Source organism: Microbacterium sp. BWR-S6Y (assembly GCF_041379845.1).
Lineage (GTDB): Bacteria > Actinomycetota > Actinomycetes > Actinomycetales > Microbacteriaceae > Microbacterium > Microbacterium hydrothermale.
The window spans coordinates 1-13,710 of sequence record NZ_JBFECV010000003.1 but is presented as its reverse complement, the minus strand read 5'-3'; the positions used below and the strand labels follow the sequence as shown (position 1 = coordinate 13,710).

General features: G+C 63.1%; 21 protein-coding genes and 2 pseudogenes. 14 read left to right on the top strand and 9 right to left on the bottom strand.

The window, feature by feature from the left end:
- Positions 1–30: 30 nt before the first annotated feature.
- The gene (locus AB1K56_RS07095) at positions 31–798 is read right to left on the bottom strand and encodes a hypothetical protein (RefSeq protein WP_371205085.1); all 768 of its coding nucleotides are present in this window, start codon (positions 796–798) and stop codon (positions 31–33) included.
- 117 nt (positions 799–915) lie between these two features.
- On the opposite strand from AB1K56_RS07095, the gene AB1K56_RS07090 reads away from it, so the two are divergent.
- The 7 genes from AB1K56_RS07090 (at position 916) to AB1K56_RS07060 (ending at position 4,595) form a co-directional block, all read left to right on the top strand.
- The gene (locus AB1K56_RS07090; protein ID WP_371205084.1) at positions 916–1,506 is read left to right on the top strand and encodes a hypothetical protein; all 591 of its coding nucleotides are present in this window, start codon (positions 916–918) and stop codon (positions 1,504–1,506) included.
- On the top strand, positions 1,503–2,039 hold the full coding sequence (locus AB1K56_RS07085) for a hypothetical protein (RefSeq protein WP_371205083.1): 537 nt from the start codon (positions 1,503–1,505) through the stop codon (positions 2,037–2,039). The genes AB1K56_RS07090 and AB1K56_RS07085 overlap by 4 nt, the downstream gene beginning before the upstream one ends.
- Positions 2,039–2,413: a hypothetical protein gene (locus tag AB1K56_RS07080; RefSeq protein WP_371205082.1), complete on the top strand. Its 375-nt coding sequence runs from the start codon at positions 2,039–2,041 to the stop codon at positions 2,411–2,413. Before AB1K56_RS07085 ends, AB1K56_RS07080 begins: the two co-directional genes overlap by 1 nt.
- 533 nt (positions 2,414–2,946) lie before the next feature.
- A complete protein-coding gene (locus tag AB1K56_RS07075) occupies positions 2,947–3,129 on the top strand; it encodes a hypothetical protein (protein WP_371205081.1) in 183 nt (60 codons plus the stop codon).
- Between the two features lie 20 nt (positions 3,130–3,149).
- On the top strand, positions 3,150–3,341 hold the full coding sequence (locus AB1K56_RS07070) for a hypothetical protein (RefSeq protein WP_371205080.1): 192 nt from the start codon (positions 3,150–3,152) through the stop codon (positions 3,339–3,341).
- The gene (locus AB1K56_RS07065; protein ID WP_371205079.1) at positions 3,341–3,619 is read left to right on the top strand and encodes a WhiB family transcriptional regulator; all 279 of its coding nucleotides are present in this window, start codon (positions 3,341–3,343) and stop codon (positions 3,617–3,619) included. The genes AB1K56_RS07070 and AB1K56_RS07065 overlap by 1 nt, the downstream gene beginning before the upstream one ends.
- Before the next feature lie 49 nt (positions 3,620–3,668).
- Entirely contained in the window at positions 3,669–4,595 is a 927-nt protein-coding gene (locus AB1K56_RS07060; RefSeq protein ID WP_371205078.1) for a tyrosine-type recombinase/integrase, read from the top strand.
- Positions 4,596–4,628: 33 nt separating this feature from the next.
- On the opposite strand, the gene AB1K56_RS07055 is transcribed toward AB1K56_RS07060, so the two are convergent.
- The 3 genes from AB1K56_RS07055 to AB1K56_RS07045 form a co-directional block, all read right to left on the bottom strand.
- On the bottom strand, positions 4,629–5,354 hold the full coding sequence (locus tag AB1K56_RS07055; RefSeq protein WP_371205077.1) for a hypothetical protein: 726 nt from the start codon (positions 5,352–5,354) through the stop codon (positions 4,629–4,631).
- Between the two features lie 20 nt (positions 5,355–5,374).
- A complete protein-coding gene (locus AB1K56_RS07050; protein ID WP_371205076.1) occupies positions 5,375–5,923 on the bottom strand; it encodes a hypothetical protein in 549 nt (182 codons plus the stop codon).
- Positions 5,924–6,022: 99 nt separating this feature from the next.
- Positions 6,023–6,574, bottom strand: coding sequence for a hypothetical protein (locus tag AB1K56_RS07045; RefSeq protein WP_371205075.1), 552 nt, complete (start codon positions 6,572–6,574; stop codon positions 6,023–6,025).
- Positions 6,575–6,612: 38 nt separating this feature from the next.
- On the opposite strand from AB1K56_RS07045, the gene AB1K56_RS07040 reads away from it, so the two are divergent.
- Positions 6,613–6,786, top strand: coding sequence for a hypothetical protein (locus AB1K56_RS07040; protein WP_371205074.1), 174 nt, complete (start codon positions 6,613–6,615; stop codon positions 6,784–6,786).
- A gap of 83 nt (positions 6,787–6,869) precedes the next feature.
- Here AB1K56_RS07040 and AB1K56_RS07035 read toward each other — a convergent pair whose 3' ends face one another.
- Positions 6,870–7,088 carry a helix-turn-helix transcriptional regulator gene (locus AB1K56_RS07035; protein WP_371205073.1) on the bottom strand — a complete coding sequence of 73 codons (219 nt, stop codon included), beginning with the start codon at positions 7,086–7,088 and terminating at the stop codon, positions 6,870–6,872.
- Between the two features lie 14 nt (positions 7,089–7,102).
- Between AB1K56_RS07035 and AB1K56_RS07030 the strand changes: the two are divergent.
- From AB1K56_RS07030 to AB1K56_RS07015, 4 genes and pseudogenes are all read left to right on the top strand, one after another.
- Positions 7,103–7,285: pseudogene (locus tag AB1K56_RS07030) on the top strand (DUF2510 domain-containing protein); the annotation flags it as partial.
- Positions 7,286–7,342: 57 nt separating this feature from the next.
- A complete protein-coding gene (locus tag AB1K56_RS07025) occupies positions 7,343–7,564 on the top strand; it encodes a hypothetical protein (protein ID WP_371205443.1) in 222 nt (73 codons plus the stop codon).
- A 227-nt stretch (positions 7,565–7,791) separates the two neighbouring features.
- A complete protein-coding gene (locus AB1K56_RS07020; RefSeq protein WP_371205072.1) occupies positions 7,792–8,031 on the top strand; it encodes a hypothetical protein in 240 nt (79 codons plus the stop codon).
- Between the two features lie 101 nt (positions 8,032–8,132).
- On the top strand, positions 8,133–8,249 hold the full coding sequence (locus AB1K56_RS07015; RefSeq protein ID WP_371205071.1) for a recombinase family protein: 117 nt from the start codon (positions 8,133–8,135) through the stop codon (positions 8,247–8,249).
- 59 nt (positions 8,250–8,308) lie between these two features.
- Here AB1K56_RS07015 and AB1K56_RS07010 read toward each other — a convergent pair whose 3' ends face one another.
- Positions 8,309–9,715 carry a hypothetical protein gene (locus tag AB1K56_RS07010; RefSeq protein ID WP_371205070.1) on the bottom strand — a complete coding sequence of 469 codons (1,407 nt, stop codon included), beginning with the start codon at positions 9,713–9,715 and terminating at the stop codon, positions 8,309–8,311.
- A gap of 386 nt (positions 9,716–10,101) precedes the next feature.
- Here AB1K56_RS07010 and AB1K56_RS07005 point away from each other — a divergent pair, with 386 nt between their 5' ends.
- On the top strand, positions 10,102–10,368 hold the full coding sequence (locus AB1K56_RS07005; protein WP_371205432.1) for a tyrosine-type recombinase/integrase: 267 nt from the start codon (positions 10,102–10,104) through the stop codon (positions 10,366–10,368).
- Positions 10,369–10,388: 20 nt separating this feature from the next.
- Positions 10,389–10,670 (top strand): annotated as a pseudogene (locus tag AB1K56_RS07000) (tyrosine-type recombinase/integrase); the annotation flags it as partial.
- A 10-nt stretch (positions 10,671–10,680) separates the two neighbouring features.
- On the opposite strand, the gene AB1K56_RS06995 reads toward AB1K56_RS07000, so the two are convergent.
- From AB1K56_RS06995 to AB1K56_RS06985, 3 genes are read right to left on the bottom strand one after another with little or no spacing between them, the layout of a single operon-like run.
- On the bottom strand, positions 10,681–11,808 hold the full coding sequence (locus tag AB1K56_RS06995; protein WP_371205069.1) for a hypothetical protein: 1,128 nt from the start codon (positions 11,806–11,808) through the stop codon (positions 10,681–10,683).
- A gap of 3 nt (positions 11,809–11,811) precedes the next feature.
- Positions 11,812–12,459, bottom strand: a complete 648-nt coding sequence (locus tag AB1K56_RS06990) for a metallophosphoesterase (RefSeq protein ID WP_371205068.1) — start codon at positions 12,457–12,459, stop codon at positions 11,812–11,814.
- A 17-nt stretch (positions 12,460–12,476) separates the two neighbouring features.
- Positions 12,477–13,241, bottom strand: a complete 765-nt coding sequence (locus tag AB1K56_RS06985; RefSeq protein WP_371205067.1) for a nucleotidyltransferase domain-containing protein — start codon at positions 13,239–13,241, stop codon at positions 12,477–12,479.
- Between the last annotated feature and the right edge of the window lie 469 nt (positions 13,242–13,710).

Genomic DNA, 13,710 nt, shown 5'->3' with positions numbered 1-13,710 from the left:
AGTGGACCACGTCAGATAAGCGCAGGACCGTTAGCGCGTACGCTGCGGGAACTTGGGCCGCTTGCCCGTGGTCCGCTCCCGCTCTTTCGCCCACTGTTCGTTCCGCGATTTCCATTCCGCGTTCAAGCGCTTTGTCTCCGCAGGGGTGGGCGTGCGGAACGGGCTTGTCTTGGGTGTGCGGATGTACCAGATGAACGGTCGCAGCATGTCGGCGTTCACGTCTGAATTGGGAATCACGATGTGATGGCGTGTCCGGTCACCCGCGCTGTGCGCGTCAGCAAACCGAGGCCCGCGAGCATTGCCCCGGTCCCATGGCCAGCGCACCTGGGCCCACTGGGCCAGCAGCTCGGGCCGCGCCGCGCTCCAGCCGCCCGCCAGGTTGTTCGTCGTCAGCAGGTAGCCCCCTGGGCCGGGGTCCGCGCGTGGCGTGCCCTTCTCCTGGAGGTAGTACAGCGGGTCGGCCCAGCCCGCATGGAACTCGACCGCCGCCCAGAACGCGACGACATCTTCCCCGGGCTCGAAGAGATCCAGTGCCTGGGCCGTCAAATCGTCGTACTTCTCGCGAACGGCTGAGACCGGATCGGTGGAGTCCTCGATGTATGCGCGGTCGAAGCGGCCATCATTGATGGCTCGCGCCTGCAGGGCGACAGCGCGCGCCATCAGCGAGATAATCTGACGCCGACGCTTACGCCGCTCCCCCACCGTGGACAGCCACGCGCGCACCACCTCGGCCAAGAGGAACAGCACGAGACCGACCGCGAGCGGGGCCACGATGAGCGCGAATACGTTGTCATCCACGACCGCAGCCTATGAGGCATCGATGCGTTAGCGCGTGACGCACGTGCCCTCAGTGGCGGTTCAGCGCCAGAATCACGCTCGGAGCAGAACGCTCCAGGTGCGGTCGATATTCATTGCATGACCACCTCGAGCACAGCGCCCGCACGACGCGTAGGACGCCCCTGTGCCGTGTGTGCTCTCCCTGCACCGCAGCGTGAGCAGGTCGAGATCGCCCTTGCGCAGGGCACCTCAATTTCCAGCATTGCCAAGCAGCACGGGGCCCCTGGGCGCGAGTCGATCACGCACCACATCAAGGCTGGCCACGTCCGCGCCGACCTAGACGAGAAGATCGCCCGGGCCCAGGGGATGGATTGGACCACCGTCAGCGCCCGCATCGCCGAGATCGCGCAGCGCGCACGAACGACGGCCCTGGAGGCCGCTGAAGCCGGAGACCGTCAGGGCGTCCTTCGTGCTGGAGACAGCGAGCTTCGCGCCCTCAGCGTGCTGGCCACCAGCGGGGCCGACAGCGAGTACGAGATCGCACGCAACGCATGGACTCAGGATGTCGCCCTTGCCGTTGTCCGCGTGGGCCGTCGCGGCGACCAGGCCGTCGATGCCGTGGCCAACGAACTCGTAGCACTGCACCGACCCGAGATCGCCGACGAGATCCGCGCCCTGATTCCCGAATCGCGAACCAACACCACCGACGCCCTGGAGGCCTCCGCATGAGCACCGAGACGACCAAGCCCGAGACGACCACCGACCCGGCCAAGCAGGAGCCCATCGGCGTCCAGCGCCTTCGACTTGCTCGTGAGCGCGCCGCAGCCCTACAGGCCGCGCAGCCCGTCACCCAGACGACCGCCAAGCGGGTGGAGGTGGGCGACGTGGTGCACGCCGTGAACACGGGCCTCCAGATCCACCGCAGCGCTTCGCTGTGGGGTGGCGACCCTGCCCTGATGCTGAAGCGCGGCGACAGCTTCGTCGTGACTGCCGGGATGCTGGAGGCCGACCTGGACCGCAATGGGAAGCCGTCGTGGTCCGTGCTCGTGCACGACCCAGACGCGCAGTACGCCCGCTGGGGAAAGTTGTACTTGGCCCCCGGTGAGGCCCCAGCCGACATGCAGCCTTGGATCGTCGGCGACGCCGACTGGAAAGAGGCACGAGAGGCCGCACGACAGCGCGCGTGGCGCATCGTGGACGAGCAGGAGCAGAAGGCCGCGTTCCAGGAGATCCATCGCCTCTACGGGCCGGGGCGCGACTGATGGTCGCCCCCGGGAACCGCAATCACCGCACGCACCGCGCTGTGGTGGATCTGGCGCGCGAATACATCGCCGGGGAGGGTCTGCCTGTCACGAGCTACCCGCGCCCCACGCGCTTGATGGACATCAGCGACGAGATCCACCCCGACCTCGACGTGGCGGGCGTCGCGGTCTCCGTGACGAGTCGGCGCACCCTCAGGCTCAGCGACGATCTCGACTCCGCTGTGGGCATCGCGAACCTGTCGGGCTCGCCCGTGGGCGCGGTGTTGCAGTGGCGCGGCGACAAGCCAATCTCCGACGCCTACCTGATCACGAGGTTGAGCGACTTCCTCACGCTCGTGCACACCGCACGGGCCAACATTGACGCCGCCCCCTAGATCGAAAACTCAACAGACGACCGCAGTGCCCTTGTAGGCACGGGAGCACTGCGGCTTGCTCGATGGGACACCCTTCTCCGTTTCATTCGAGCACCCCGGCCCGACTGCGGAAGTGATGTCCCGCTGACGGCCACCCCCGGCCCACCTCGCCATCGTCGCCGTCATCGTCACGGCGAGGTGGGCCACCTCGGGGCCCGCACAAGATCCGCCCATTAGGGTGGCGGGCCCCGAGGACCCCCTCAGCACGAAAGAGATACACCCATGCCGCGCCACGCAGCATCCGTCATCCATCCGTTCAGAACGTCGGGCGTCAACAAGCCCGGGTACAGCCGTGCTCCCCAGCAGGTCCCCCAGGCCCGCCAGCAGGCCCCCAGCGGCGACATGTCCGTGGATCTCGGCAACCTTGGCCCGATGCCACCGCGTACCTCGCGGCAGCTGAGGAGGCGAGCGTGACCCTTGTGCCGCCGTTCAAGGTGGACCCTGCTACCCCGTGCGCCACCGTGCGTGCCGGTCGGTTCAAGGTTCGTATCCCGATGGGCTGGCAGGTCAGCGCGAGCAAGTCTCGCCTTGGCGGGTGGATCGTCTTCGTCCTGGAGCCGAACTACACGCTCCACGTCCTCGCGGAGCGCGAGGGCCGACTGTGGGAAATGGCCAACCTCCCCCAGCAGATCATCGACGACTTCGTCGGCAAGCAGTTCCAGGAGAACCCGCGGTGAGGGGCGTCAGAATCGTCTCCGTGGGCCACACCGAGCACACCGTCATGCTCGATGGCTTGGCCGAGGTGAGGGTGTACGAGCGCGAGACCGTCGTCCTGGAGACCACGGGCGTGCGCAGGCTCACCGTGGTGAACGGCGACATCCGCGACGAGAAGATCACCGACCCCCGCGAGCGTGAACGCTTCGTGCGCATGTTCGCCGAGGACGACTGATGCACCGCGCCACCAGGGCCTACGCCGACCTGCGCGAGGCCATGCGCGACAACCTGCCGTCGTGCCTCGGCGACGACAGGTTCACCTCCGAGACCGCCGCCCCCGAACCCTTGATCAAGATCTGCGCTGGGTGCCCGCTGTACTCGCAGTGCCGCGCCATGGCCATGTCCAGCAACAAGGGGCCGATCTTCGGTGTCCTCGGTGGGCTCGTGCGTCGCCCTGACAATCCGAGCACAGGGGCGGGGCCCAGGCGCGTGCTCGACGGCATCTACGGCTGACGTTTTCAAAGGCCAACACACACACGATAATGTCAGTTATCATGTGTGTATGACCGCCGTCTCCACCCACGCCTCGACCAACGCCGAGCGGCACGGATCTCTCGCGGGTGAATGGCTCGTCTCCCTCACTTCCGAAAACACCCGGCGCGCTTACCGTCGCGACCTGCACGAGTTGTTCGCCTTCCTCGACTCCGGCGACGTGGATGCCCTCCAGGCCGAGCGTCGCCACATCGACCTGTGGCGCACGACACTGACGGGCGCGGCGTCGACCACCGCACGCAAGCTCGCCGCCGTGTCGTCGTTCTACACCTACGCGTTGAGCGGCAGCTACGTCAGGACGAACCCCGTGACGCTCGTGAAGCGTCCGAAGATCAACGCCGACTACTCCGCGACAAACGGCCTCACCGAGCAGGAAGCTCGTGCGCTCATCGCAGCCGCACACGAGGATGGTCCCCGCTCTGTGGCCCTCGTCTCACTCCTGCTTGTGACGGGGGCACGTTTGGCCGAGGTCCTGAACGCGCGTGTGGACGATCTCCAGCACGACGCGGGCCACCGCGTGCTCGTCGTTCACCGCAAGGGCGGGAGAATCTCTAAGCTCGTCGTACCTGCGCCGGTCGTCCACTCCCTTTCGACCTACCTGGGGCAGTCGACGGCTGAGGGCACCGAGTTGGCCAGCACTGCCTCACCCACCGACAACCCTCCGATCTTTACGACCCGAACCGGCAGGGGGTGGGCCGCGTCGGAAGCGTTCCGCACCGTGCAACGCCTCGCCCGTCGTGCGGGCATCGCCGCCAGCATCTCGCCGCACTCACTCCGCCACACGCACGCGACCCTGGCCCTAGCGAACGGCGTAGCCCTTCACGATCTCCAAGACTCCATGGATCACGCCGACCCGCGAACGACCCGCCGTTACGACCGATCCCGCCGTCGCCTAGAGCGCAGCAGCGCCTACGCCGTCGCCTCTGCGTTGGCATAACGGGACGAGTCTCGCCGTCGCGGCACGCCGAGATCAGTCGTACCAGTAGCGAGTCATTACGGCGTCAACTATCGAGGTGCACTCGATGTAATGCTGTTCTGCCCGCAGCACCATGGCGAGAACGTCGTCGTACGTCACAGGTGGACGAGCGACGATTCTCGAAACAATCGGACTACTTGAACGAATGTCGTGGAACTGGTCAGGGCTCCACGGAAAAGACGGGTGAGCGAAGAGCGCACGCATTGCGAACGGTTGCACGAGTGCGGCGTCGTCGTGCGCCTTGTGCCAGTCTGCGACGCTAGCAGTGTAGGAGTCCTCGACCAGTTGCTGGGAAATGGAATGTTGCAGAAACGCGTCAAACTTGCGCGAAGCACCACGGAGCTCGGTGGCAGCCTTCGAGAACTCATGGAGACTTCGCAACTCATCGCTCTCCAAAACATCGGCCCAACTCGCGAGAGGAATGTCTTCTACCAATTTGAGAAGGCCGTCATTCCGGTGAGCGAATTCATCCAGCGAATCCATGATGACGCGCCGGTCCCACGGGTCCAGAAGCTCCGCGCCCACCCGAGGGCGCAGGGCTTCCCACCGCAACTCGATCTCCCGGCGTTCCTTTTTCGTTGCCGCGCGGGCCTGCGTCCACGCGAGGATCAAACCGACCGTGAGGCCCGTGAAGACGCCGACGATCAGGTCTGGCACGAAAGAGCCCCAGTTCGAAGCCACATCCGGCCCGGGTGTGTCGAAGATTGGAATCGGCAACATCCGGTGAGCTTATCTATGGACTAGAGCGCGCCGCGCAGCAGATCGGCGGCGCGGCCCTCTACGGCTTGGAACGCCTCGCGCACCTGCCGGTAGTGGGCCCAGGCGTCGCCGAGGGCGTCGCCCGGTGTCTTGCCCGCTTGGATGCGCTTGCCGTCGTCGATAAGGGCGAGCATGGGCTCGCTCTCGGACATTTTGGCCGTCGCCTCCGCGATCCGAGCGAGCAGTTCCTCGTCGCCCACGATCAGGCGTAGCTCGCCTCCGGTGCGGGTGATCGCCAGTGAATGCTCACGGATCGTTTTGCCGCTATCGGTGTCGGGCCACTCCAGCCAGAACGTCCGGTCCTTCGCGTTCTTTTGGAAGAACGGGACCATGTTCCAGTTGGCGTCGGCCCACTGCGTGCCCGCCTCAACGAACTGCGCCAGCAGGGCGCGGGCGTCACGACGCCGATCCTCGCGGCGAGCGGCCTCCGCCTGGCTACGGCTGTAGCGATGAGTCAGAATGACGCCGACGATTCCAGACGTAAGGGTGAATGCTCCGGTGAGCAGAGCTACCCACACTGTTTCCGACATGGGCCGACCATAGCTTCATGAGCCTCGCACCCATGAATTGAGAGCCCTAGCGAGAGTATGTGCGAAGCCGTCGCAAGATAGATGAGGCGGATCACGAGCCTAATAGGTCGGGCCTTTTCGCAGTCGGCGGCGCTTCGAGTCCGACTCCGTCACGGGAAGAGTTGGGCGCGTGATTTTCGTACCCGTATCTCGTTCGAAGATGGCTGCCGCCTGAGCAGACGATATTTCGCCGCGCGCCCACATCGGGATCAACGCTGTAGCGGTGCCGCTCGCCTTCATGGCGGCAGGTCCAGCGTCATGAGCTAGCAGCGCCTCCCGTGCGATAGCCGCCATCTGCCACTCTTTCGGGCCGAGTAGAACACCGAAGCGCGCATGAGCTTTTAATGACTCAGCCATTGCAACGACGCTAGCGCCAGGGATGGCTCCCATTGTGCCCTTCGAAATGAGCCGCGGAATCACCTCAGCTAAATCATCGTGGCGCTGTTGAGCGAATTTTGCTTTTGCTTCTGAGCGCCTGATGAGGAACGGAGCAACGAGTGTGCCAGCGAGCGTTCCCATCGTTGCGAGAACTCCAACTGTGATCGTTCCGATGAGTCCAAGACGGGCTGCTTCCAGCGCAACCTCAGCGGCGGTCATCTCTTCAGCCCCCATCTCTACAGCGTATTCGCCGCGGTCGTTAGTCTTGGGCAATGGCAACCTTTGAGATCGACTCCATTTTCCCCGACGTGACGACTGTCGACGCTGACTCTTTCTACGTGAAGGATGGCTTCGTACACTTCGCCAACCGTGTGGGGCAGAACGACGTTTCGTTCCTGGCCATGCGTGCGGACCTGGTCCAGATGGTCCGAAAGGTCGCAGGCTAGGGCCACGCCGCCCGTCGTCTGGAGATCGCTCGCGGCAGTCTTGCCACTTGATGACACGTGCTGAGGGCCGCGGGAACTTCCGCTCAATCCAGCGTGCCGAAGAACTCAGCGGACGTGACACCGAGGGCGTGAGAAACCTTGTACCAGGTGGCAACGGTGCCGCCGCGCTCGCCCGTTTCCAGGGCGATCACACCCCTCCTGCTTAGACCGGATGCCTCTGCCAACTGCTCGTAAGTGAGACCACGGTCGGCTCGAAGTTCTTTCAGCCGACGTGCGAGACGTGATACATCAGGCTCGGCCACGGACACGATGATCTATGCCACTAGAGTCAGCGGGAGAACACAGTGCACACCTGTGCACCAGGCGAGGAGGAGTCATGTCGGGATCAGATCAGGCACGCGTGCAGGGGGCGGTACAAGCTGGGTGGTTTCCTGATCCGCAGGGTGGGGCGCAGCTTCGCTATTGGGATGGCACCGTATGGACCGCCCACACCAGTTCGGGGACGCAGCAGGGCTCTGTCCGCGTGCCACTTCCCGTCCTGGCGATAATTGCCGTCGTGGCCGCGTCGTTCGCGTGGTTCCTTGGCTTCGTGTCGTCGAATGCGGTCCCCGCCGTCGCGTTCTTGCTTGTGCTCAGCACGGTTACGGCGATAATTCTCGGCGTGATCGGCATCGTGCGCGCACGGCGGACCGGACGCGGGTTTACGACATCGGTTGTGGCCACAGTCATGGGCGGTCTGATTGTCGTGAGCGGACTGTCCGTGCTGGTCCGCGGGTGATAGCTACCAGCGTGGTTCGGGAGCGTCGAGTTGCCATGTGAGCGCCGTTCTCGTCCGATCTAGACAAACCAGGCTGCGTCGGTCCAGCAACCATCTTGAATTGAGCGATTACATCAGCGGCACCTTCGGCGTATCACGTGCATGAGCGGCCCCGAGGCGGACCGCATGACGAAGGAGCAAGCTGACTTATGAGCCCCTTGACCGACCGAGAGATCCGACTTCTAGACATGGCTGCCCGCCAGGGGCTGCTCCTCCGCAGGCCGAGCGCGCGGGATTCCGTGGCGGGCCGCTACGGTTTGATCCCCGCCGATCTAGAGACCCCTGCGCTGGGAAGAGCGCGTCTTGCTGAATTCTCGATGAGCATCGACGAGGTCGAGATCTATCTTTCCGGCGCGACGAGCCTTGATGCTCACTTCCAGGACGTGCCCGATGGTCACAGTCAGGCGGAAAATCCGCGTCTGGAGTAGCCGATGGGTTGTAGACAGTCCCGGCCCGCATCACTCTCGACCCGCGCCGCCGCCCGCCCCCTGGGTGGCGCGTCATCGCGACGAGCGGCGACGACCTGTCGATGAACGCTATTGCCCGCACGCTCAACGATGAGGCCGTGCCGACTGCGCGGGGTGGCAAGTGGCACGCCAGCACCGTGCGTGCCGTCCTGACGAGCGAGACCGCCGAGGCCCTCTAGCTCACGGAGCCCGTCCCAGGCCCTCAGATCGCCCCGTGTGGGTTTCTGGGGGCCTAGAGTCAGTCACCATCCCTACGAACGAGGGGACGGGGCACCAAAGTGCCGTCCTCCGTGATCAAGAAGCCCGACTCCAGAAATTGGTTCAGCACCCGAGCGAGGTCTCGGGCGCAGAATCTCTCGATGAAGCCCGCCGACTCCGGAAGTTGCGCGACAACGACGAGTCGAGCCGACAACTGAGAGACATTCGCTGCAAGTCGAAGGTGGTCTTTATCGGTGGGTCTCATCTTGTCGAAATGCTTGATCGAGTTGTACGTGTTCGCGATCAGGCGAGCGACCCCGATCTCCGGAACCTTCAACAGGTCCCAGGGCACTGTGAGCTCTCTCAGGGCCCTCAGCACCCTTGTCGCCGTCGTTGGCGATTTACCTCTACAGGTTGCCTCTTCCCCTTTGACGGGTGGCAACAGGTGGCCCGCCGCCTCCAAGCTGATGTTCGCTTGAAGGATGATGTCCTCCACCGCGAAGATGTCACGGTTGAGCAGCAGGATGAGCGGATCGATGGCACGAGACCACTCGGCGCGGAGCAGCGACCACGCCTCCAGCGACTCCGCGGAGATGTCGCGCGCCCAGAGAATGGGCTGTCGTGCGGTCGGGACGACAGGTAGGAAGAAATCGTCCTCTGTTTCGCGCACGATGAGATCGCGAAATGGCGGAGCCGTAACCTGCGTCCGCCGAACGTCGGATGGCATGGACGGGTCGGAGGCCGCGTGCCGCCGAAACCTTATGGGCGTCCCGAAGGACAGGATCATCAGATCCCGCAGCACCTCCTGCGCGGCGATGTGCCGGTCAGGTAGTGCTCCGTCCTCAAATGTGCTGGAGACCGTAACCCACTCATGGACCCCTGGGCCCTTATCTCTGTCGCGACCCTCCCAGTAGGTGCCAAGCGTCATCGTCGCGCCCGCGTGGCTCCACGTGAGGTCAGTCGTGCCCCTCACCGTGATGCTCATCGACTGCACCAAGTTGTTGTCGTCCAACTCATGCTCGACGAGGGTTCCGCTGTAGTCCGTCCACCGCCTGAGCCCGTCCATCTGCGAACGCACGGTCTGAACCTCGAACGGTTTCGACAGCGACCGATTGAACAGGACGGCGTACTTAGCAACCATTCGACCAACTGCAACGCCCCGCCCGTAAACGCGACTGCGTGAAGCGAACCTGCATTCGTACAGCGTCACGTTGATGTCCTCGCCGCGAAACAGGACGGCCTCCGGCATCTCACGGTGCTCAAACCAAACCGCAGCGGCACGGAACTGCTCGCGGTCATGAGCGGTGGAGAAAGCGTACGGCACCTCTAGAAGCAGGCCCTGGTCCTCTTTGAACGTCAGGGTCCCGACTGCCTGCTGTGCGTCATCGCCCAAGCTCGTCACAACTCCGCTGTACACCTTGTCGGTCTGCAACTGCCTGTCCAACATCGTCCCCCCGCGAGCCTTTATCCTCGGTCACCGTATCTGCTCGTCGCGACGCGGGAGCCTGTTGGTGAATTAGCCGCCGCCCGCGGGTGAAGTTCGCGGACCGGCGACGTGTCCGATGACCCTGTGAGCATGCCAACTTTCTCCGTCCGTGCCACCGCCCGCTAGCTGGGCATCCCATGACGCCCTTTCCGAGCCTGGTCCGACAGCGGCGTCAGCCCGCTCCCTGATCAGCAGGGACAGTACGACAGAGCCACGGTCGGAACGCGGGTCGAAGAGATGGCCGACCAGCTACCGCTTGCAGACAGTGCGACGTTGCCCGGGCCCACCGAGCACGCCACGTCGCCCGCCCCCGAGTAGACGCCGATAACAGCGCGACCCGCGGACTCATCAAGGCCGAGGCCGTCGCCTTCCTCGACGCCACCGCGCGGGATGGCCTCCGTTCTCGTGCGCTGGCGACACTGCTCGTGTACACCGGCGTACGCATCTCCGAGGCCCTGGTCGCCACCCTCGCCGACCTCCAGCACGACACCGGGCACCGCGTGCTCGTCGTCACCCGCAAAGGTTGCAAGCACGCCAAGATTGCCTTGCGCGCCGCCGTCGTTGATGCCTTTCGCGCCTATCTCGGCGACCCCACCGCCCCGGAAACGAGGTAAGAAACGCCTCCGCGCAGAGGGACGCCCCGATCTTCACCACGGCCACCGGCAAGCGCTGGGCCGCATCCGAGGCGTTCCGCACGGTGCAGCGCCTCGCACGTGCCGCGGGCATCGAAGGGCGAGTCTCGCCGCACTGCCTGCGCCACACGCACGCCACGCTCGCCCTCGACGCAGGGGTGCCCCTCGGCGACCTTCAGGACAGCATGGGCCACGCCGACCCCCGCACGACCCGGCGTTACGACCGCGCTCGCACGCGACTGGAGCGCAGCAGCGCCTATGCCGTGGCCGTAGTGCTGAGGTGACCGGTGTGAGCTATCTGTCGAAAATACGCACTGTGACGGCGAAGTTCTCGAGGCTCGCTTCATGGCTTAGGTCGTTCTCAAGCCCCCTCGGGTTCCGCAACAGACCCTTGTGGTCGAACACAAGGCATACCAGATGGCGGATATTGCCCATGCTGGAGTAGCGCTGCCGATCCACTATCAACTCTTCACCCAGGATCTTGTCGGTAAGGGACGGGCGTACGAATTTCAGTTCCACCGCGAGCTCAAAATCCGGCAGCAAAAAATCGATTCGTGCAGACGCGCCAGAGTTCTCGGGTGTATGCGTCTCTGGTTGCACGTTCTCGAAGAAAATGCGCAACATCGAGCGGAAGAGGTCTTGACTATCGAACTCATCGGTGATTCTGATGGTAGGGCGGTTTCCGTACCGATGCGACAACTCTCGTTCTACGAGAAGCATTCGTTCGCCGAGGACTTGCACCACCGCGACGGCGTCTAGCTTCGTACCTGCAAATTCCATGCGGCCAACCGAGTTTGCGGTTTGCAAGCTGCCATTAATAAAGGCGGCCAAAGTCCTTGCGATTAGTGATGCCTTCTCTGCCGTCGAGTTCTCACAGGCCTTGTAATCTCCGTTTGCCAGAGCCGCCACTTCCTCTGGGCCTGTCTTGAAGAATGGCATGTAGAAGCCGTTGAGCGTGAAGAGGCTCCTCATCTTGGGATGACGGGCGTATTCCGAACCATAGGTGGACTCAATCATAAAATCGAGGTCGTAGAGGCGGTCCTCTTTGATAGCTGCCGGGGCATCCACGCCGAACAAGTAGCGATAACGAGCAGCGATGGCGGGCAGGCCGTAGGACGGCTTGTTCATATTCCAGTGCACCCAATGCGTGTCAGGGTGAAGCGTGGTGTATTCGTAGAACCGGGCTAGCAAGTCTTTTTCACGCGCGACGGAATCGTCGTCACTTAGCGCATTTGCCACGGAGAAAACCTCAGACCGTGATCCATCACCCGAGTCCGTAAGCTCAGTAATTGCGATGGCTGTAACGGCCAATGGCCTATCTTGAACGTTGTGAAAACTTTCGCAGGAATAGTGTATGCACACCACTCGCTCACCGCGCGCGAGGGCGCGGCTGAGATTCTGCGTTGCTTGCTGCGCATCCATACATTAGCTCCCGAAAGTAATTACTTCTCTATTTGGATATAGGACCATCGACAAGGGAGCGCCCGGTATCGCCCCGCAGCCGGAATCGACGCAGATGAACTGAGAGGAAACGAATGGCGTCCGCGTTCGTTGCGCATAGTGACCTGCAATCACAACTTTTGGAAGAGCTGTCCCGGGGTCGAAGAGCGATGCGTGACTGCCGCATACCACATCCGCGACTTCCCTGCTCTGAGGCGAAGACGGGTTGAGGCCTGAGTGCGACACGAAGACATCGGAACCCTCCCAGAAGTCCTCGAGCAAGTCCAAGAATTTATAATGAGTGGGTGGAAATTGCGACCGAAATGCTGTCAAAGGGTTATCCGCCACGGCGTCTCCGAGATAGCTATGAAGGGTGACAAGCCCACCGTGCGCAAAGAACCTCGACGGATCATCGCCATTAAGAAAGTCGAGCAAAGCAAGGTCGTGATTGCCTCGCAAGAAGGTCGCTCGATTGCCGAATTCTGATTTGAATTCGATCAAGTCTTCGATGACCTCCCGTGAGAACAACCCACGGTTCACGTAATCGCCCACAAATATCAATCGACCACGCCAGCCTCGTAACCAGGTCAGCGCGCGACGAAGAGGCGCGATTTCGCCGTGAATGTCCCCCACCACGGCTATCTGCGAGGTCAGAATGGCGGCACCGTCAGCGCGCTGTACTCGATTTGGCCGTCGCCAAGGACTGTCATGAAGAGGGCCGCCATGTCCTGCGAGGTGCTGTGCGCAACGGCGAAGCTGAGGACGGATCGATCTTCGTTTACGACCGGGAGTGGGAGCACCCGAGGTAGAACTTCAGCTATTGCCGATAGTTGATCTAGCGTAAAGTCCTTTGAACGCCGCCATCTCAGAACCTCCGACAGGCCACGCACCCCCAGACGCTTTGCCGCAGCGTCCACATCGAAGCAGGGATTTCCTTGTTCAATAGCGTGAAGATAGGCGGCAGTGCGAAGCACATACATCCCCAGGCGACCCAACCCGTGAGAATGTTCGGATGCGTCAGGTGATCTCGGGTTCACAATTCCCGCCGCAGCAGACAGTTGTTCCCAGATTGGTGCGAACGAAACCGGCTTTGCATACTGCGAAAGCGTCCGCTCCAGGGTGCCGTGGGGATCGTGCAGCACTTTCCCGTCCGCAATTAAATGCATCACAAACAGGCTGCCTCGTTGCGACATCTGAGCCAGGTGAGCGGGTGTGTATTGCGTCACATTGATGCGACCAGAGGAACGCGGCGATGGACTGTCGGCCACCAACTCAAGGATGTCGATGTCGGAGCCTTCATCATCAGTGCCTCTGGCGTAGCTCCCATAGACCATCGCAGCGATGGCCGTGTCCGAAACGTGGTCAGACAGGTCCGCGAGCCTTGCCTGGTGGGCCTCGATGGTTGTCGACGACATAGGTTGACAATAACGTGCAGTGATCTCATGACACGTAGGCAGGCGGGGGCCGCGCCGAACTCGCGCAGGCAGCCGAAGTAACCTTGTACCAGGTGGCAACGGTCCCGCCGCGTTTGCCTGTCTCCAAAGCGATGATGCCTCGTCTGCTCAGACCGGAGACCTCGGTGAGTTGCTCGTACGTCAGCCCTTCGCGCGTGGTCCGACACCGGCGTCGGTCCACTCCCCGACAAGGAGGGGCGCTGAGACCGCAGCACGGTGGCGGCATGGCGCGGAGAGACGACGGGCGGGCTAAGGGCGCTGTTCAGGCCCACCATGCACGCCACGAGCGCGGCGACGACGGCCTAGCTGTGATGTCCAGGGACGTTGTTTCGGCGACACGGCTATGAGGAGCTAAAAAGCGAGGGCCTCCGGTTGTGAAGTGGAGCTGTTGAGTTCAACCGCTTCACGAACCAGGAGGCCCTCATGTCCC

Coding starts and splice junctions, on each gene's coding strand:
- AB1K56_RS07090 (WP_371205084.1), top strand. CDS start 916: ATGACCACCTCGAGCACAGCGCCCGCACGACGCGTAGGACGCCCCTGT.
- AB1K56_RS07085 (WP_371205083.1), top strand. CDS start 1,503: ATGAGCACCGAGACGACCAAGCCCGAGACGACCACCGACCCGGCCAAG.
- AB1K56_RS07080 (WP_371205082.1), top strand. CDS start 2,039: ATGGTCGCCCCCGGGAACCGCAATCACCGCACGCACCGCGCTGTGGTG.
- AB1K56_RS07075 (WP_371205081.1), top strand. CDS start 2,947: ATGGGCTGGCAGGTCAGCGCGAGCAAGTCTCGCCTTGGCGGGTGGATC.
- AB1K56_RS07065 (WP_371205079.1), top strand. CDS start 3,341: ATGCACCGCGCCACCAGGGCCTACGCCGACCTGCGCGAGGCCATGCGC.
- AB1K56_RS07060 (WP_371205078.1), top strand. CDS start 3,669: ATGACCGCCGTCTCCACCCACGCCTCGACCAACGCCGAGCGGCACGGA.
- AB1K56_RS07055 (WP_371205077.1), bottom strand. CDS start 5,354: ATGTTGCCGATTCCAATCTTCGACACACCCGGGCCGGATGTGGCTTCG.
- AB1K56_RS07050 (WP_371205076.1), bottom strand. CDS start 5,923: ATGTCGGAAACAGTGTGGGTAGCTCTGCTCACCGGAGCATTCACCCTT.
- AB1K56_RS07045 (WP_371205075.1), bottom strand. CDS start 6,574: ATGGGGGCTGAAGAGATGACCGCCGCTGAGGTTGCGCTGGAAGCAGCC.
- AB1K56_RS07040 (WP_371205074.1), top strand. CDS start 6,613: ATGGCAACCTTTGAGATCGACTCCATTTTCCCCGACGTGACGACTGTC.
- AB1K56_RS07020 (WP_371205072.1), top strand. CDS start 7,792: ATGGCTGCCCGCCAGGGGCTGCTCCTCCGCAGGCCGAGCGCGCGGGAT.
- AB1K56_RS07015 (WP_371205071.1), top strand. CDS start 8,133: ATGAACGCTATTGCCCGCACGCTCAACGATGAGGCCGTGCCGACTGCG.
- AB1K56_RS07010 (WP_371205070.1), bottom strand. CDS start 9,715: ATGTTGGACAGGCAGTTGCAGACCGACAAGGTGTACAGCGGAGTTGTG.
- AB1K56_RS06995 (WP_371205069.1), bottom strand. CDS start 11,808: ATGGATGCGCAGCAAGCAACGCAGAATCTCAGCCGCGCCCTCGCGCGC.
- AB1K56_RS06985 (WP_371205067.1), bottom strand. CDS start 13,241: ATGTCGTCGACAACCATCGAGGCCCACCAGGCAAGGCTCGCGGACCTG.